Genomic DNA, 17,787 nt, shown 5'->3' with positions numbered 1-17,787 from the left:
AATGCTTATAATTGGCTTTTTAAATAAGCATCAATAAATAAATCAAGATCGCCATCCATCACTGCTCCTGTATTTCCAGTTTCCGCATTTGTTCTGTGATCTTTCACCATTGAATAAGGATGGAATACATAAGAACGAATTTGTGATCCCCAGCCGATTTCTTTTTGTTCACCACGAATTGCCGCGAGCTCAGCTTCTTGTTCTTCAATCTTACGCTGATATAATTTCGCCTTTAACATTTTCATAGCCTGATCTCTGTTCTTAATTTGAGAGCGTTCATTCTGGCAAGTAACAACAATTCCTGTTGGAGTATGGGTGATTCGGACAGCAGAGTCTGTCGTATTGATGTGCTGTCCACCTGCACCACTAGCACGATACGTATCGACTTTAATATCTTCTGCCCTAACCTCAATTTCAATATTCTCATTATTTAGTTCTGGTGTTACATCGCATGATACAAATGATGTATGACGTCTTCCAGAAGAATCAAATGGAGAGATACGCACTAATCGATGAACACCTTTTTCAGCTTTTAAATAACCATAAGCATTATGGCCTTTAATTAAGATTGTGACACTCTTTATTCCAGCTTCATCCCCCGGTAAATAATCAAGTGTTTCAACTTTAAATCCACGTTTATCTGCAAATCGCTGATACATACGTAAGAGCATTTCTCCCCAGTCTTGTGACTCTGTTCCACCAGCACCTGGATGTAACTCTAAAATCGCATTATTTGCATCAAACTCACCATTCAGTAACATTTTAAGTTCAAATTCATTTGTATCTTCGGTTAAACTTTGAAGTTGTTGAATCAGCTCTGCTTCACTTTCTTTATCTGATTCTTCCTTCAACATTTCTATTAATACTTCAATGTTTTCATACTTTTCTACTAATGCATTAAAGCCATTTACAACTTCTTTTAAAGCATTATTTTTATTGATAATCTCTTGGGCTTTATCCCCATCATTCCAGAAATCCGGATCAGCCATCATCTCTTCATATTCTTGAATGTTTGTCTCTTTTTCTTCTAAGTCAAAGAGACCCCCTAAAGCTATCTATTTTCTCTTTAATCTCATTTAAAGCATTGTTAATTTCAAATTGTTCCATTCAGACTACTCTCTTCCGTGACAGTTTTTATACTTTTTACCGCTACCACATGGACATGGATCGTTTCGACCAATGTCTGGCTCAGTTTTTGTTTTCGGTTGTTTCTTCACTTTTTCTTTTCCGTCATTTGCAACCATTGCTTGTCCTACTGCAACTTGTTCACGTTCAACATGTTCATCTTTTTCGACGATAGATTTTAATACATATTTACTCACATCGTCTTCAATATTTTCAAGCATTGCATCAAACATCGTTAAGCTTTCATTTTGATATTCACGTAACGGGTTAATTTGTCCATAACTTCTTAAATGGATACCTGTACGTAACTGATCCATTGTATCGATATGATCCGTCCATTTCATATCAATTGTGCGAAGCAGAATCATACGTTCAAATTCTAAGAATTGTTCGCCCAATTCATCTTGTTGATGTAATAATTGTTTCTCAACAGCTTTCATAACAATTTCATATATTTCATCATTATCTCGTCGATTAATATCTTCAACATTCAGTGCACCTTCAGTAAGGTACATATCTTCAACATAATTGATAAACGTTTCATAGTCATGCGTATCTTCTTCACCAGCAAAATGGAAGTCAACTGCGCGTCGTACAGATTGCTCAATCATGCCATGAACCATTGCTGAACAATCTTCAGTTTCTAGGATTTCGTTACGTTCTTCATAAATAATTTCACGTTGTTTACGTAAAACATCGTCATATTCTAATACACGTTTACGGCTATCGTAGTTGTTACCTTCAACACGTTTTTGTGCGGATTCAACTGCGCGTGAAACCATTTTTGATTCAATCGGTGCTTCATCATTCATACCTAGCTTTGTCATCATTGACTGCATACGTTCTGAACCGAAACGCACCATCAGTTCATCCTGAAGTGAAAGGTAGAATCTTGAGAAACCTGGATCACCTTGACGTCCAGAACGACCACGTAACTGATCATCGATACGACGTGATTCATGACGTTCAGTACCAATAACAGCTAATCCACCTAATTCTTTAACACCTTCACCTAATTTAATATCCGTACCACGACCAGCCATATTGGTAGCAATCGTTACAGCACCTTTTTCACCGGCATATTGAACGATTTCTGCTTCTCGTTCATGGTTTTTAGCATTTAATACATTATGTCGAATACCGCGTTTCTTAAGTAAATCAGAAATATATTCACTCGTCTCAACTGCAACAGTACCAAGTAACACTGGTTGTCCTTGTTTATGACGTTCAATGACTTCATCGACTACAGCATGGAATTTACCTTTTTCAGAAGCAAAGATTAAGTCAGCTGCATCGACACGGGCAATCGGATTATTCGTCGGGATTTGTGTAACTGCCATATTATAGATATTCATTAATTCTTCTTCTTCTGTTTTTGCTGTACCTGTCATACCAGACAATTTATTATACATACGGAAGAAGTTCTGGAATGTAATTGAAGCCATTGTTTTTGATTCGTTTTGAATTTCAACGGCTTCTTTCGCCTCAATTGCTTGATGTACCCCATCTGAGAAACGACGACCAGGCATCGTACGGCCAGTAAACTGATCGACGATAACAATCTCGCCATCCTGTACAACATAATCTACATCTTTCAGCATTGAACGATTTGCTTTTAAAGCGATATTAATATGATGCATTAAGTTAACGTTCTTAACATCATAAAGGTTATCTACTTTAAACATTTTCTCAGCTTTATCTATACCCTGCTCAGTAAGCTGAATCCCTTTAGTCTTCTCATCATAGTTATAATCTTCTTCATCACGTAACATCTTGACAAAGACATTCGCCTGAATATAAAGACTCGTTGATTTTTCAGCCTGACCTGAAATAATTAATGGCGTACGTGCTTCATCAATTAAGATTGAGTCAACCTCATCAATGATAGCGAAGTTTAAAGGACGCATAACACGTTCTTCCTTATACGTAACCATGTTGTCACGTAAGTAATCGAATCCTAATTCATTGTTCGTACTATACGTAATATCTGCATTATATGCAGCACGTTTTTCTTCAGTAGATAAATGGTTTAAGTTAACACCTACTGATAGGCCTAAGAAATTATATAACTGAGACATTTCTTCTGCTTGTGTGCTAGATAAGTATTCGTTGACAGTTACAACGTGAACGCCTCGTCCTGTTAATGCGTTTAAATAAACCGGCATTGTAGCAGTTAACGTTTTACCTTCCCCAGTTCTCATTTCCGCAATATCTCCACGATGTATCGCAGTACCACCCATAATTTGAACTTTAAATGGACGCATACCTAACACACGCGTTGAAGCCTCACGGACAATCGCATATGCTTCAGGTAGAATATCATCTAAATATTTTTCTTGTTTTCTATAATCTTCAATCTCTTTTAAATCAGCTTGAAATTTCGCTGTTCTATTTTTAAGGTCTTCATCGGATAATGAAGCAATTTCTTCTGCAAATGTTTCTACTTTATCAGCAATTTTAGATAACGTTTTAAGTTCTCTTTTATTGCCATCTAACATCTTTTTAATGAATCCCATTGTGTTCTCTCCTTTTAATACGTATACATACGTCTTCAACTAATAATAATAGCACTTATCGTGATTTTATAAAAATATTTCGTATATTTTATCTGTTAAAATAAACCATAAAAATTAAATATAAATAAATGATATATATTTATAGCGAGAAAAAAACTGAAGCGAAAAATCGCTTCAGTTTGATATATACTTTAATTCAATTATTGGTTAACGCTTGTTTCAATAAGGCCATATTTACCATCTTTACGTTTGTAGACGATATTTGTATCGTTTGTTTCAGCATCATTAAAGATGTAGAAATCATGTCCTAAAAGATTCATTTGTAAAACCGCCTCTTCAGCATCCATCGGTTTTAAGTCAAACTGTTTAGAACGGATGATTTCAATTTCATCCTCTTTTTCAGCTGGTACTTCTTCAACTTCCGGTAAACTTGGGAAAACTTCTTTTTCAATACCTTTTTCACGGAATTTACGATTTACTTTTGTTTTGTGTTTACGTACTTGACGCTCTAATTTTTCAACAATTAAGTCAACTGCTGCATATAAATCATCGTGACGTTCTTCGGCACGTAATGTAACATTTTTAAGAGGAATTGTTACCTCTACTTTAGATTTTCCATCTTGATAAGTTTTAATCTTTACGTGTGCATTCGTATCCGGCACGTTTGTAAAGTATCTTTCAAGTTTGCTTAATTTCTCTTCGATGTAATTTCTGATCGCTTCTGTTACTGAGATGTTATCTCCATGGATTTCATATCTAATCATAATGAATCGCTCCTTTGAAACTATTCTTGTTGTTTCTTCCTACTTATATTTTACCAAATATTCAGGCTCTTGCAAACGCTAACACTTTGATTTCACAATGTTTATAGGATAAAAATACACTACGCGCATGGCTGATCGTCAAACCTGTCGTATAAATATCATCAACTAATAAGATGCGTGAATTATCTTTAATAGGATGATTTAATCGAAAAGGATTTTCTTGACGCATTCGTTCAGTTTTACTAAGATTCATTTGTTTCTCACGAAATTCTGTCTCAATTATTTGATGATATGGCACTTTAACATATTTCATAATTTCTGTTATATGATTGAACCCTCTCACCTTTAGACGTTCTGCTGATATAGGCAATGGGATAATATAATCAAACTGTCTGAAATAGCGCCGATTAAATTTGGCATTTATACATGATGCAAATGCTTGTGCAAGTAGAATATCGCCATTCGATTTATACTGATGTATTAGATTAGCTGCCATTTCATGATAATCGCACACATAGTCGACTTTATTCACAAATCCGAAATGTTTCTCAATAAACATACAGTCCAGACAGTTAGTTTCTCCTTCTTCAAGTTTTTTCTTGCAATTTGGACAACGTCTACACTCCGTTGTCATAAGCATTTTATCAATACAACTTTGACAGACAACATCAAGCTTTGAAAATAGATTGTCAATGGTTAAGGGATTGGCTATTCTCTCATGACAAATAATACATTGATTATGATACATGAGCACCCCTTATATTCATCTGTCGTATGTCTCTAACTGCTGCTAACATTGATAAACTAATGCCATCATGAAAGAAGATGACTTCTCCATTACGTTCATCACCTTTTCGATCTACCCTACCTGCAATTTGAATTAAACTGTCACTTCGAAATAGATGACTATTCATAACCCAGACACTTAATCCATGCATCGTAAACCCTCGTTCCAGTATCGTCGTCGTAAAAACAAATTGATAGCTTGCATTTCTAATCGCTTCAATTTTCTCGTGACGTTCATCATCACCTGAATATACACATACAGTCTTTGTTTGTATATTTTTATTTAAAGAACGAAAAGTCTGTTCCATTAATCGTATATCATGGAAGAAGATTAAAATGATTTTATCTCCTTTGATATTTCTTAACATATCATCAAGTTTCTTCTTTACTGATCCATGACTTAAATATTTAAACTGTGGGACAGGTAATGGTCTTTTGTGATGTCTCAACGGTAAATAAACAATATTTCCATTACAAGCGCGAATAATATTTTTTGGTGGTGTCGCTGACAAGTACACAAAAATACCTTTTGGCGTCAATGCTCTTTCTAATAATTTCATCAATCTAGGATCGTGTTGTGCTGGAAAGGCATCAATTTCATCAACAATAATCAAATCGAAGTGTGATTTAAAATACATCAACTGATGAATCGTACTGATAATAAGGTACGGCTGTGTTATTTCAGAATGACCCGCATATAACGTACTGATTTGCTCTGTCTTCAAATAAATATTAAGTCGTAACGATAATTCTTTTACAACATCTGTACGTGGAGAAACAACAGCAACGTTTCCTCCTTCTCCTCTAACTTTCACGATACCTTCAAGGATCATCTCCGTTTTACCTGCACCGGTTACTGCATATAATAAACAAGATTGCTGAAGTGTTATTTGTTCTTTAATAAATTGAGAGGCATTACGTTGCTGTTCAGTAAGCTTAAATGGTAGATCAATCTTTATCTGTTCACTATTTTGTGGTGTTTCGTAATAGTGAATAAATAGCCTGGAATTTATACTTTGTGTGATACAGTTTCTGCAGTAATATATTATTTCTTTAAAGCCATGGTGATAATAGTGATAGAATAGTTTTTTATCTTCATTCAAACAAAAATTACACTTTATTTTTCTTTCTATTTCGATTGCCGAAATCTCTGACTTCTGTTCTGAAACTAATATTCTCATCATTTCCTCCATAAAAAAAAGCACACAAATAAATGTGTGCCGGTAATATAAAATATAAGACGATTAATGTTATAAAATATCAAACTTTTTATTCGTAAATCCAAGACCTATCGACTTTTCTCCAAGGTGCGTTCCGATAACAGGTCCGAAATAACTTTTAATAAATTTAACATGTGGAAATTCTGCTTTTAAATCAGCGAGTATTGCATCCGCTTCTTCTTCAGCATTGGCGTGAATTAATACAGCCGTTACATGTTCGTAATCTTTAATTTCCTGTGCAAACAAATCTTTAATCTGCTTAAGTGCTTTCTTCTTTGTACGCACTTTATCAAATGGTACAATTTTAGTATCTTCAAAATGAAGTATCGGCTTAACTTGTAGCATACTGCCTATTAATGCCTGAGCTCCAGTGAGTCGTCCACCTTTATGCAGATTTTTTAAATCATCTACAATAAAATAAGCATTTGTATGTTGCTTCATCTCTTCTAAATCAGCAATAATCGCTTCAGGACTAAGTTTATCTTTCAGTTCTGATGCACGTTGAACATAAAAGCCCATTGCCATCGCTGCAATTTCTGAATCAAACGCATGAAGATTAATACCATCAACCATCGATCCAGCTGTTATGGCATTTTGATAAGTACCACTGATACCACTAGATAGATGTATTGCAATACAATCGGTAAAACCTTCTGCTTTCAATTCCTCTAAAAGAGCGACATACGCACCTGTTGTCGGTTGACTTGTCGTTGGCAATTCTTTTTCAGTACGCATTCTTTCATAGAAAGTTTGCGCATCATACTTTTCTTCTAAATATATTTCATCCTTAAAGATAACATTCAGTGAAATGATACGAATATCCTCTGACTTCAGGATTGATTCAGGAATATATGCAGTTGAATCTGTAATAATAGCTGTTTTCATAAAATACCTCCGTCCCAATACATCCCAATATATATTTTATACCGTTTATTACTAAAAATAAAGTAATACAAATATTATAATAATATTTTGATGACTCTGTTAAAATGATATTACAAATAATTAATCAGTTATGAGGGATAAGATGCAAAATTATATCACGATAAAAAAAGAAATTGAAAATGAAGAGATTATTAATAAATCTCGTTTTATCACCTATCTATTTAAGATAGAAAATGAAGATGAAGCAAAAGAAAAAATTGCTGAAATTAAGAAAAAACATAAGGATGCTAATCATAATTGTTCAGCATATACTATCGGTGACCAGCATCAGATTCAAAAAGCAAGTGATGATGGGGAACCAAGTGGTACAGCGGGAGTCCCTATGCTTGAAGCATTAAAGAAGAATGATGTGCATAATACACTTGCTATTGTCACACGCTATTTTGGTGGCGTTAAATTAGGTACAGGAGGACTTATTCGTGCTTATCAGGGTGGCGTCGTTGAAGGGATTAAGGTCGCTGAAAAAGTTATTATAAAAAATGCATTAAAATATCATGTGATATTGAATTATGAGAACACCGGTAAATTTGAGCATCTGATAGCAAGTGAACCTTTCGTTATTCTCGATACAATCTATACCGATAAAGTTACGTACGTTGTCCAGATCACAGCTGAGGATAAAGAGCAGTTTGAGCAGTTTATTATTGAGACAACACAGGATTCAGCCCAATACTCAATTGAAGAAGAAATGATGCTGCCCTTTGACCTGTAAAAAAAGCAAGGAGAACAATATAAGTTGTTCCTCTTGCTTGTTTAATTTATGTAATAAACATTATTTTAATAAACGACGTATCGTCTTTAACATCGGTTTATGATCATCGTCTATTAAACCAGTAAATTCTACAATTAATTCAATCGTTATAATAATAAGTGTCACAATTAAGATTGCTCCAATTCGTGTAGAAAGATAAAGAATTATTGATGCGATGCTAAATAAAATCGCAATTGAATAAATTAAAATGACAGTTTGGGCATGTGTATAGCCTAAGCCGAGTAATTTATGATGTAAATGAGATTTATCTGCCTGCATAATGGGTTTACCTTGACGATACCTTCTAATCATCGCAAAACTCATATCAATAAATGGAACCGCTAATATAATAATTGGAAAGAACAGTGAGATTAAAGTGATGTTCTTAAACCCAAGTAAACTTAATACACCTATTATGAATCCTAGCATTAAAGCGCCATTGTCACCTAGAAAAATCTTTGCTGGATAAAAATTATATCGTAAAAATCCTATTAATGAACCTATTAATACACTGCATATCATCATAATAAAAATATTTTGTTGTAGTATCGCAATAAAACCTATCGTTCCTAAAGCAATCATCGATACGCCCGCAGCAAGTCCGTCTAATCCATCGACTAAATTGATTGCATTTGTAACAGCTACAATCCAGAGAATCGTCATCGGTATACTTAAATATCCGAATTCTATAACGACACCAAAAGGTAACGTTATGAGATCCAGCGTGATACCATGCATCACAACAATTAATGCCACACCTATTTGACCAATTAATTTAACAATTGCTGATAAATCAAACAAATCATCAATGATGCCAAGGATATTAATTAATACTGCACCAATAATAATCGGTTTAATTTCAGGTTCAACAGGACGTCCTATCCAGATTCCAATAAGAAAAGAAATTAGAATGACTACGCCACCCAATACTGAAACTGGCTTTGTATGTACTTTACGAAAATTAGGCTTATCCAGTGCACCAACAACATGTGAAAATTTGATAATAACCGGTGTTAGAATAAACGAAATTATAATTGTTATCATTATTAATTTTAATGTAAACATAAGCCACCTCAAGCTCTTCATTCTTTTTTACTATAGCACATTATACGTATGTCGCCTATCAAATTATATGTAATAAATATGAAACAATATATTTTTAAGTTGAACATTTGTTTGACGAATGCTTAAATTTGTTACATAATAATACGGTTAAAAGAAAGTATCTTCAATTTAATGAAGGAGTTTTATTATGAGTTCTCGCGCACGAGTTAGAACACAAAGAAAACTATTTTTTATACTTGCCTCACTATTTATGGTTTGTATATTTATATTTGCATTACTTTTTATATATGTTTTTTTTCAGCTGAAACATACAACGGATACTTTACAAGATCCAAAATATTCACGTACAACATCTGAACTTCGCAACGCTAATATTGACTTAAATTCTGGTCAGCCTATTTCAATTGCTTTATTTGGTCTTGACTCGGATGCCGGTAGAGCTTTTCGTCAGGAAGGTAAGCGATCAGATACAATGATACTAGCAACGGTTAATCCATCTAAACAGCTTACGACAATTATAAGTATACCAAGAGATACGAAAGCAGATATTGTCGGGCATGGTACTAAAGAAAAAATAAATCACGCTTATGCTTATGGTGGCCCTAAAATGGCGATAGATTCAATTGAAAAATACTTCAATATGCCAATTGATTATTATGCAACTGTCGATATGGATGATTTTGTATTTATCATCGATAATATCGGAGGGATAGATGTAACAAGTCCACATACCTTCAAATTTGCTGAGTATGACTTTAAGGCCGGCAAGCAATATCACCTAAATGGAAAAGATGCATTAGCTTTTGCACGTAGCCGAAAAGAAGCGGGTGCAATGGGAGACGAAGGTCGTCAATTACGTCAACAGGTCATTGTAAAAGCTGTGACTGATAAACTACTCAGCATAGAGTCCGTACCCAAATTCAATCAAATATTAAAGACGATTTCTGCTAGTGTTACAACAAATATAGCCTTTCAGGACATCAATAAATTAAGAAGACATTATCCCCCTGCTATCGGTACAATTAAGAAGTTGCAATTAAACGGTGAAAATAAAATTGATTCAGATGGTCTATGGTACTTCATCCCTAACGAAGCTTCTAAAGAAGATGTCAAACAGCAGATGAAAGATAATCTCGGGATTTAATCTTCAAAAATGTGTAAAGCAATGATCACACTGCTTTACTATTTTTTTGACAAAAAGGAGTAAAGATATGAATAAAACAGTGCTTATTGATATTTTATATACAGTAATAGGTTCAATCATCGTTGGTATTAGCTATAATTTATTTTTACTACCTGGTCAGATTGCAGCTGGTGGTATTTCGGGTCTGAGTACCATTTTAAATAAAATGATAGGATCAGATCCTGCAATGATTCAATTTCTATTTAATATCCCTATATTCATTATCGGTTGGTTTACATTAGGAAAATCATTCAGTTTAAAAACTGTTATCGCAACATTTATTGTACCACTCACAATATTTTTAACATCTAGCCTCGTCGAAAAAGGAACAACTGATGCATTATTAGCATCACTTTATGGTGGCATTGTGCTAGGTATTGGTCTAGGGCTCGTTTATCGTGGTAATGGTTCCACTGGTGGTACTGCTACGCTTGCTCAAATCGTAAAAAAATATACTGGTTTATCAAGTGGGTTCTGTCAATTAATCGTAGATGCATTTGTAGTAATTCTTAGTGCATTCGTATTTAATTTTGAACTTGCATTATATGCACTAATCTCAATATATGTTACAAGTAAAGTCATTGATATCGTACAATTACATGCTGGAGATAATAAACTTGTATTTATCATTACAACTAAAGAACAGGAAATCATTAAACTCATACATGAGCATGTTGAACGTGGTGTTACAAGCGTTAATGCATTCGGTGGATATAATCGAGAAGGAAAAAGTTTATTATTTTCTGTGATGGAACAAAAAGAAGCGATTTATTTCAAGCAGATTATTACACGCGAAGAACCGGATTCATTTGTCATCTTCATCAATACATCTGAAATAATTGGCAGAGGCTTTTCTAAGGCAAAAATTTATCGTAGTAAGTAAGGAGGAATTTTATGATTGAAGCAATTATCTTTAATGCTGCTGTCACTGTTAGTGGAATCTATTTATTTCATAGATTTCAATTTTTTGAAGAGAAAGAAATCGTTTTTTCAAAAAATTATATTACATTACTGATGACACTTATTTCATTTTTACTAATGACTTATCCCATTACATATCATACGATAGCGTTTCATCTGGCTTTTATTCCACTTTTATTTCTTGGCCGCTATACTAATTTTTTCTATACAATATTTAGTGCCATTATCTTAGTCCTTGCAGAAATTTATATTTTTAATGAACCGCCAGTCGAAACATTCGATCTATTGATTATCGCAACACTTGCTAGTATGATTGGTCCCTTTATTAAACAAAGTGATTTTAATGCAGTTCAGTGGTTAACTTTAATGAGTATTCTTATCACAGGTATATACAATTTTTATAACCATTCCTTTAATGGTTTAGAAATAATTCTGCTCGCTATTTCCAGCTTTATTTTATCTGTAACGTCAAGTATGATGTTCGTAGATATATGGCGCATATACAAAGTGATACAACGCTATGAAAAAGAAGATGAAATCGATCATCTAACTGGCCTAGGAAATGTTCGTGAGTTTGATCGTTATCTCAATATCGTGAGTAAAAATGCATCGGAAACGAAACATTCATTATCTTTACTATTAATAGATATTGATGATTTTAAAGAGGTCAATGATCGTTTTGGACATGATGCAGGAGATGCTGTATTAAAACAAATGGCACAAGTTGTAAAAAATTATGTGCCGACAGATTCCAAAACATTCAGAAATGCCGGTGAAGAATTTAGTGTCATCTTTACGAATCACTCACTTGATGATACTGTAAAAATAGCTGAAAGTATTCGACTCGGCGTAATGAACGCAACATTTCATCTCCCAAACAAAGAAGTGATTAACTTATCTGTAACAATTGGTATAGGTTATATTACGAATGAAGAGGTCAAGACGCACCGTAAAATATTTAAAGAAGCAGATGAAATGTTACATGCTGCAAAGCATCAAGGACAAAATACTGTAATGTTTAATCCCATCATAAAATAACAGGAAGTATACTTTCTGTTATTTTTTTATTAAGGAGGTCTATATGGTTTCTATTCAGTTATATGATGAAAAAAAAGTAAAAGATGTTGCAATGCTTGCCGGTAAAATATTATTGGAGTCTGGTGCTGAAACCTACCGAGTTGAAGATACAATGACCCGTATTGCCTCACACTATGGTTTACACAATACACATAGTTTCGTAACGCCCACAGCAATTATATTTTCACTCAATGAAAAAAGTTCTACGCGATTATATCGTATTTCCAGTCGTACCACCGATCTCGAAAAAATCTCAGAAGTTAATGATATTTCCCGTGCGATTACGAGTGGAAAAGTGACGTTAGAAGCCGCGAAACTTGCATTAGATGAATTGGAAAAAGCAAATTTGCAATATCCATTTTGGTTAAAAGTATTATCGAGTGCGCTTGTCTGTGCATTATTCCTTTTAATGTTCAAAGGTCAACCTGCAGATATTGTACCCGCTTTTATTGCTGGAGCGATTGGGTATTTTGTCTGTGATTATTTTAGTAAAATATATAAAATCCAGTTTTTCGCAGAATATGCCGGTGCGATGGCCATCGCACTTTTCGGATTATTCTTTGTAAATTATATATATAAAGGGGAATTTGATAAGATTATTATTTCAGCAGTGATGCCCCTTGTACCAGGGGTACCGATAACAAATGCTATACGTGATATGATGGCGGGTCAATTAATAGCTGGTATTTCTAAAGGGGTAGAAGCTGCCTTAACCGCATTTGCCATCGGTGCAGGTGTTGCCACAGTTCTTATAATATTCTAGGAGGATTAATCGATGACGTTATTATTTCAAACAATCATTAGTTTCTTTGCATCTGTATTTTTTGCAATCGTATTTAATGCTCCGCGTAAACTACTGATGGCATGTGGATTTGTCGGTGCAATTGGCTGGATGGTATTTACGATTGCAGAATCTACAAAACTTACTCTTGCTGTCGGTGTATTTTTAGGATCCCTATCGCTCAGTTTATGTGCACATCTTTTTGCGAGATATTATAAACGTCCTGTAATTATCTTTAACGTTGCAGGTATTATTCCACTCGTACCAGGAGGCGTTGCCTATGATGCAACAAAGAATCTTATTATTTCGGACTTTAGTGAAGCATTAGCGAAAGGTATGGAAGCCACACTTGCATCTGGTGCAATTGCATTCGGATTATTAATCGCAGAAATATTGTTCCAGACATTTCTTAAAGGTTATTCCCGTTTTAAATATAATAAACATCGCAGAAAGAAAGGTCAAAAACCAATCAAACTATAAATCGCATTTATTTTTAGTTTTCTATTTTCAAGAAAATTAAAAATAAGTGTGATTTTTTGACATTTAAGATTAAAATAATTATATTAACTTATATTCACAACAGGAGGATTACAAATGAAAGATAAATTAATTGAACGATTAACACGCTATGTAACAATTGATACGCAATCGAATGCAGCAAGCACCACTACCCCATCAACAGAAAAACAATGGGATTTACTTAACTTGTTACAAAATGAAATCGAATCTTTAGGTCTTGAAACTGATATCGATGAATATGGTTATTTATTTGCTACACTACCAGCAAATACAGACAAAGAAGTACCGACTATCGGGTTACTTGCACACGTTGATACTGCTACTGATTTCACAGGGACGAATGTGTCTCCACAAATTATCGACAACTTTAATGGAGAAGATATTACCTTAAAGAGTGGTTTAGTCATTGAAAAAGCAAAGTTCCCTGAACTAGAAATTTATACAGGTCATACATTGATGACAACTGACGGAACAACACTTTTAGGTGCTGATAATAAAGCCGGAATTACTGAAATCATGACAGCAATTGAATACTTAATCAATCATCCAGAAATCAAGCACGGAAAAATTCGTTTCGGTTTCACTCCTGATGAAGAAATTGGTCGCGGACCGCACAAATTTGATGTTGAACGTTTTGGTGCACAATTTGCATATACTATTGACGGTGGACGTCGTGGTGAATTGCAATATGAAAGCTTTAACGCTGCAGGTGTTGAAGTTGAATTTAATGGTGTTAACGTGCATCCAGGAAGTGCGAAAGACAAAATGGTTAACGCATTAAACTTAGCTGTGCGTTTCCAAAGTACATTACCTGAGCAGGAGCGTCCAGAGCATACAGAAGGATATGAAGGATTCTATCACTTAATGGATATGAACGGTAACGTCGAACATGCGAAACTTTCATACATTATCCGTGATCATGACCGAGAAAAGTTTGAAGCACGTAAAGCAACTATGGAAGAGATTATTAAATCATTCCAAACTGAATATGGTAATGATGCAGCGAGCATTTCAATTAAAGATCAATACTTCAATATGGGCGAGAAAATCACACCTCATAAAGCGCTAATCGATGTACCGTTAGAAGTTATGAAATCATTAAATATCGAACCAATTGTTGAACCGATACGAGGGGGTACAGATGGTAGTCAGTTATCATTTATGGGGTTACCTACTCCAAATATCTTTACAGGGGCTGAAAACTTCCATGGACCATATGAATACGTATCAATCGATGATATGGAAAAATCAGTGATGACGATTGTTGGTATATTAGCTAAATTTGAAGAAATCGCATAAATCATATAAAAAGGGAAGAGGGCTAAGACTTATGTCTCACCCTCTTCCCTTTTAATAAATAATTATTGTTTTCTTGTAGCCATCACAATTTGCTTTGCAGTATTCTGTAATTGAATACCGATTTGAATATCTTCAGTATCCGAGCTTACTTCAGGATAAATATTAAGCTCAATCGCTTCTTTATCATTACTCATTTGCTTATATTGTTTTCCACCCATTAAATATATGTTTATCTTATCAGGATTCTGCAGCTTATTAATTTCACTAACGACTAGTGAACCCGTCGTTTCATTCATACTTCCACCACCATATATCACCATATCTGCTTCGTTTATCAAACTGCCGATGTGTGTACGCATAAAAATTAGTTCAGCAGATGTTTTCGTCTTAGCATTGAATAGCTGTTCAAACACAGCGCGAAGGCCACCACCATCGCCACCATAAATTGAAGCATTTAAATCAATACCAAATTTCTTAAATTGCTCTGAAATATACCAAATACTATTATCTATAGTCTGTTTCGTTTCAAAATCAAACTCACTATTCGCAATATGACTTTCTTTACCATATATCTTATACTGGTGGTCACTCACTACTGTAAATGAAACTTCTTTTAAACGATCATCCATATCACCCAACTCAATATGTCTAATTTCTTTTAGATCACTCTGTTTAAGTGGACCATCTATTAATATGTAATCTCGATTATAGAATTTTGCACCGAATGCATTGAGCATCCCAAGACCTGCATCAAAAGTGGTGATGCCACCAATTGATATGATAAATGATTTTACCCCCATATCTAACCCTTGTGTAATCAATTGGCCAAGACCATAACTCGAAGCTGCTAATGGATTTTTACTGCTTAAAATCGTCTTTCCATCAATGAGCATAGTGTCCTGTTCTAAAATAGCCACTTCTACTTCAATCGGCATTAATAAATCACTGCTGACATTTCGTTTAATTTTACGACCTTTTTCCCATACTAATAAAGCGTCTATCATATTTTTATCGCTCTCAAATAACGGGACCATTACGATATTTGCAGTATTATCAACTGCTTTAATACCATCAAAAACATATTGATTCGCGTGATGAGAGAATAAAATATCAAAAAATGAATCCATAGCAACTAATATCTTCATCTTTTCCTCCAAAATAAATAACTAATAGTAGCACTATTAGTTAATATAATTATTATTTATTTCTGAATCTTCTTCACTATTCTTCTGCTTTAGAAAGATTTGCAATTGTTATATTTTTATGACTGTCATGCCACATAACTTCTCCATTATTAAAGTAAAATGCTTGAGGTGATTCATGTTTGATGTTTGTCTTCGCTTCAATATAATTGGATAAATCACGTGCATCCTGAACGATTAAATAATATGCGTTAATATCGCGTTCATAAGCAAAATTATCAAATTGATCATATGCACTCGCAGATATTGGGCATGTGTTTGAATGCTTCAGAAAAAATACCTTACTATTCGATTCAAGCATCTCTTCAAACTGTTCAATCGTATTCAATTTTATAATCATGATTTCACCCCATAATTGTGCTTTCGATTTTTAAAATATATCATGGTAAGATTATTTTTGCAATGTATTATTTAATATTACCCCTATCTCAAATAATTACACATTGGTATAATGACTTTAACAAATATTTGGAGGTTACACGATGAACAACAATAAATTCCCTCTTAAACGCTGGACCTTTATCGATACATTAAATACTTGCGTTTTAATTTATGTGTTACTCTTTTTTAAGGATATTAATAAAAATCCTACGCTTACTATCGTTATATTTATTGCAATAGCAATATGGATATTAACCGTGATTGCAAAGAATATCATTATTTCTAAGCATGATAAAAATGAAACACTCAAATAAAAGTATAAAAGGCAGTTGCCTTTTATACTTTTATTGTTTTGCTTCTAAACTATTTAAAGCATCATAATACTTTTCATCAATCGACTTAATATATTTCGTATTTTCTAAAATATTTTGAATCGGTAATTTTTGAAGTTCACTTTCTGTCTTCATGGCAACTTTTCGTTCTTTATAATAATTAATTAAACTGTAATATGTTTCAATTGTAGCTTTGCGCATCCCGATTACATTTTTAGATTTCAGTTTCGTTTGATTCAATTTATTGACGCTTGATTTTAGTAATGGAATTAACGTTTCATCAATATACACTTGTTTCTCGTTCACACTTCCACTTGATGTTAAATAGGCTACTTTTTCTTTTAAAATATCGCTATTGTCATTTAATAATTTAGTTAATGTATCAAAATCTTCGGACTCATTACTATTGCTTTCTGCTTTTTTTGCATACTTTTCATTTAAAGCTTTATTTTTTTCAAATACTTTCGTATATTCTAAAATTTTTTCATTGGATAATATTGACTGATTAAATAGCTTCATATATCGATCAAGTTCAGAAATGAATTGTTTCTTTTTATTTAAGTTTCTCACGTATATACTATGAACATCTTTAACTTCTTTCGTATCAGGATTAACGGCCATAACTTTTTTCTCATAAGCTTTAAGTTGTGGTTTTATTTTTTCATTGATATCTAATTCAATCTTTTTTAACTTTTTCTTTTTCTCTTCTGTAACTTCTGAGCCTAGTAATTGGTCGGCTTTATCCAATCCTAAACCATCGATTTGTTGAACAAGTTTCTTTTCTTCAGATTGTACATCTTTCATTTGAGCTTTATAATCATTAATATCAGACTTTACTTTATTACCGCAACCTGCAATAACTGTACTTATAAATAATATTAATACAATAGAATATAATTTTTTCATATATGCTCTCCTCA

18 protein-coding genes are annotated in these 17,787 nt (G+C 33.6%); 8 read left to right on the top strand and 10 right to left on the bottom strand.

From position 1 onward, the window contains the following. Positions 1–5: 5 nt before the first annotated feature. From prfB to BHU61_RS01420, 6 genes are all read right to left on the bottom strand, one after another. Positions 6–1,107, bottom strand: a protein-coding gene (gene prfB, locus BHU61_RS01445) for a peptide chain release factor 2 (protein WP_242444208.1) whose coding sequence is annotated in 2 segments (ribosomal slippage) — positions 6–1,043 and positions 1,045–1,107 — 1,101 coding nt in all. Because the reading frame shifts where the segments join, the coding sequence is not laid out codon by codon here. Positions 1,108–1,112: 5 nt separating this feature from the next. Next, a complete protein-coding gene (gene secA / locus BHU61_RS01440; RefSeq protein ID WP_111714295.1) occupies positions 1,113–3,641 on the bottom strand; it encodes a preprotein translocase subunit SecA in 2,529 nt (842 codons plus the stop codon). A gap of 200 nt (positions 3,642–3,841) precedes the next feature. Further along, the gene (hpf, locus tag BHU61_RS01435) at positions 3,842–4,405 is read right to left on the bottom strand and encodes a ribosome hibernation-promoting factor, HPF/YfiA family (RefSeq protein WP_111714294.1); all 564 of its coding nucleotides are present in this window, start codon (positions 4,403–4,405) and stop codon (positions 3,842–3,844) included. A gap of 61 nt (positions 4,406–4,466) precedes the next feature. Beyond that, positions 4,467–5,153: a phosphoribosyltransferase family protein gene (locus BHU61_RS01430; RefSeq protein ID WP_111714293.1), complete on the bottom strand. Its 687-nt coding sequence runs from the start codon at positions 5,151–5,153 to the stop codon at positions 4,467–4,469. Further along, entirely contained in the window at positions 5,143–6,372 is a 1,230-nt protein-coding gene (locus BHU61_RS01425; RefSeq protein WP_170122425.1) for a DEAD/DEAH box helicase, read from the bottom strand. Before BHU61_RS01425 ends, BHU61_RS01430 begins: the two co-directional genes overlap by 11 nt. A gap of 69 nt (positions 6,373–6,441) precedes the next feature. Then, a complete protein-coding gene (locus tag BHU61_RS01420) occupies positions 6,442–7,296 on the bottom strand; it encodes a DegV family protein (RefSeq protein ID WP_111714291.1) in 855 nt (284 codons plus the stop codon). Between the two features lie 142 nt (positions 7,297–7,438). Between BHU61_RS01420 and BHU61_RS01415 the strand changes: the two genes are divergently transcribed. Further along, positions 7,439–8,068, top strand: a complete 630-nt coding sequence (locus BHU61_RS01415) for a YigZ family protein (RefSeq protein ID WP_111714290.1) — start codon at positions 7,439–7,441, stop codon at positions 8,066–8,068. A gap of 60 nt (positions 8,069–8,128) precedes the next feature. Here BHU61_RS01415 and BHU61_RS01410 read toward each other — a convergent pair whose 3' ends face one another. Next, positions 8,129–9,172, bottom strand: coding sequence for a glycosyltransferase family 4 protein (locus BHU61_RS01410; protein WP_111714289.1), 1,044 nt, complete (start codon positions 9,170–9,172; stop codon positions 8,129–8,131). Positions 9,173–9,359: 187 nt separating this feature from the next. On the opposite strand from BHU61_RS01410, the gene BHU61_RS01405 reads away from it, so the two are divergent. The 6 genes from BHU61_RS01405 to pepT all read left to right on the top strand — a co-directional run bounded on the left by BHU61_RS01405 (position 9,360) and on the right by pepT (position 14,952). Continuing rightward, positions 9,360–10,316 carry an LCP family protein gene (locus tag BHU61_RS01405; protein WP_111714288.1) on the top strand — a complete coding sequence of 319 codons (957 nt, stop codon included), beginning with the start codon at positions 9,360–9,362 and terminating at the stop codon, positions 10,314–10,316. Positions 10,317–10,383: 67 nt separating this feature from the next. Further along, positions 10,384–11,238 carry a YitT family protein gene (locus BHU61_RS01400; protein ID WP_111714287.1) on the top strand — a complete coding sequence of 285 codons (855 nt, stop codon included), beginning with the start codon at positions 10,384–10,386 and terminating at the stop codon, positions 11,236–11,238. An 11-nt stretch (positions 11,239–11,249) separates the two neighbouring features. After that, a complete protein-coding gene (gene gdpS / locus BHU61_RS01395) occupies positions 11,250–12,314 on the top strand; it encodes a GGDEF domain-containing protein GdpS (RefSeq protein ID WP_111714286.1) in 1,065 nt (354 codons plus the stop codon). Positions 12,315–12,357: 43 nt separating this feature from the next. Further along, a complete protein-coding gene (locus BHU61_RS01390) occupies positions 12,358–13,116 on the top strand; it encodes a threonine/serine exporter family protein (protein WP_099580312.1) in 759 nt (252 codons plus the stop codon). Between the two features lie 12 nt (positions 13,117–13,128). Next, positions 13,129–13,614 carry a threonine/serine exporter family protein gene (locus BHU61_RS01385; protein ID WP_111714285.1) on the top strand — a complete coding sequence of 162 codons (486 nt, stop codon included), beginning with the start codon at positions 13,129–13,131 and terminating at the stop codon, positions 13,612–13,614. Between the two features lie 114 nt (positions 13,615–13,728). Beyond that, positions 13,729–14,952 (top strand): peptidase T, encoded by a 1,224-nt coding sequence (gene pepT, locus BHU61_RS01380; RefSeq protein WP_111714284.1) that lies wholly within the window; start codon positions 13,729–13,731, stop codon positions 14,950–14,952. 62 nt (positions 14,953–15,014) lie between these two features. On the opposite strand, the gene BHU61_RS01375 is transcribed toward pepT, so the two are convergent. Continuing rightward, complete coding sequence (locus BHU61_RS01375) at positions 15,015–16,097, bottom strand: glycerate kinase (RefSeq protein WP_111714283.1); 1,083 nt, start codon at positions 16,095–16,097, stop codon at positions 15,015–15,017. A gap of 76 nt (positions 16,098–16,173) precedes the next feature. Further along, positions 16,174–16,494: a bacillithiol system redox-active protein YtxJ gene (ytxJ, locus tag BHU61_RS01370; RefSeq protein ID WP_111714282.1), complete on the bottom strand. Its 321-nt coding sequence runs from the start codon at positions 16,492–16,494 to the stop codon at positions 16,174–16,176. A 142-nt stretch (positions 16,495–16,636) separates the two neighbouring features. Here ytxJ and BHU61_RS01365 point away from each other — a divergent pair, with 142 nt between their 5' ends. Then, a complete protein-coding gene (locus tag BHU61_RS01365; RefSeq protein ID WP_111714281.1) occupies positions 16,637–16,849 on the top strand; it encodes a hypothetical protein in 213 nt (70 codons plus the stop codon). A gap of 30 nt (positions 16,850–16,879) precedes the next feature. Here BHU61_RS01365 and BHU61_RS01360 read toward each other — a convergent pair whose 3' ends face one another. Then, on the bottom strand, positions 16,880–17,773 hold the full coding sequence (locus BHU61_RS01360) for an EMYY motif lipoprotein (RefSeq protein ID WP_111714280.1): 894 nt from the start codon (positions 17,771–17,773) through the stop codon (positions 16,880–16,882). Positions 17,774–17,787: the final 14 nt, after the last annotated feature.

This window comes from Macrococcus epidermidis (genome assembly GCF_003259695.1).
GTDB lineage: Bacteria > Bacillota > Bacilli > Staphylococcales > Staphylococcaceae > Macrococcoides > Macrococcoides epidermidis.
Note: the sequence above shows the minus strand (reverse complement) of the source record. Positions and strands in the feature narration are given on the sequence as shown.

Excerpts from the sequence above, each read along its gene's own strand:
- ytxJ (WP_111714282.1), bottom strand. The coding sequence starts at position 16,494 with ATGATTATAAAATTGAATACGATTGAACAGTTTGAAGAGATGCTTGAA.
- BHU61_RS01415 (WP_111714290.1), top strand. The coding sequence starts at position 7,439 with ATGCAAAATTATATCACGATAAAAAAAGAAATTGAAAATGAAGAGATT.
- BHU61_RS01410 (WP_111714289.1), bottom strand. The coding sequence starts at position 9,172 with ATGTTTACATTAAAATTAATAATGATAACAATTATAATTTCGTTTATT.
- BHU61_RS01375 (WP_111714283.1), bottom strand. The coding sequence starts at position 16,097 with ATGAAGATATTAGTTGCTATGGATTCATTTTTTGATATTTTATTCTCT.
- BHU61_RS01390 (WP_099580312.1), top strand. The coding sequence starts at position 12,358 with ATGGTTTCTATTCAGTTATATGATGAAAAAAAAGTAAAAGATGTTGCA.
- hpf (WP_111714294.1), bottom strand. The coding sequence starts at position 4,405 with ATGATTAGATATGAAATCCATGGAGATAACATCTCAGTAACAGAAGCG.
- BHU61_RS01405 (WP_111714288.1), top strand. The coding sequence starts at position 9,360 with ATGAGTTCTCGCGCACGAGTTAGAACACAAAGAAAACTATTTTTTATA.
- BHU61_RS01360 (WP_111714280.1), bottom strand. The coding sequence starts at position 17,773 with ATGAAAAAATTATATTCTATTGTATTAATATTATTTATAAGTACAGTT.
- pepT (WP_111714284.1), top strand. The coding sequence starts at position 13,729 with ATGAAAGATAAATTAATTGAACGATTAACACGCTATGTAACAATTGAT.
- gdpS (WP_111714286.1), top strand. The coding sequence starts at position 11,250 with ATGATTGAAGCAATTATCTTTAATGCTGCTGTCACTGTTAGTGGAATC.
- BHU61_RS01385 (WP_111714285.1), top strand. The coding sequence starts at position 13,129 with ATGACGTTATTATTTCAAACAATCATTAGTTTCTTTGCATCTGTATTT.
- BHU61_RS01420 (WP_111714291.1), bottom strand. The coding sequence starts at position 7,296 with ATGAAAACAGCTATTATTACAGATTCAACTGCATATATTCCTGAATCA.
- BHU61_RS01425 (WP_170122425.1), bottom strand. The coding sequence starts at position 6,372 with ATGAGAATATTAGTTTCAGAACAGAAGTCAGAGATTTCGGCAATCGAA.
- secA (WP_111714295.1), bottom strand. The coding sequence starts at position 3,641 with ATGGGATTCATTAAAAAGATGTTAGATGGCAATAAAAGAGAACTTAAA.
- BHU61_RS01365 (WP_111714281.1), top strand. The coding sequence starts at position 16,637 with ATGAACAACAATAAATTCCCTCTTAAACGCTGGACCTTTATCGATACA.
- BHU61_RS01400 (WP_111714287.1), top strand. The coding sequence starts at position 10,384 with ATGAATAAAACAGTGCTTATTGATATTTTATATACAGTAATAGGTTCA.
- BHU61_RS01430 (WP_111714293.1), bottom strand. The coding sequence starts at position 5,153 with ATGTATCATAATCAATGTATTATTTGTCATGAGAGAATAGCCAATCCC.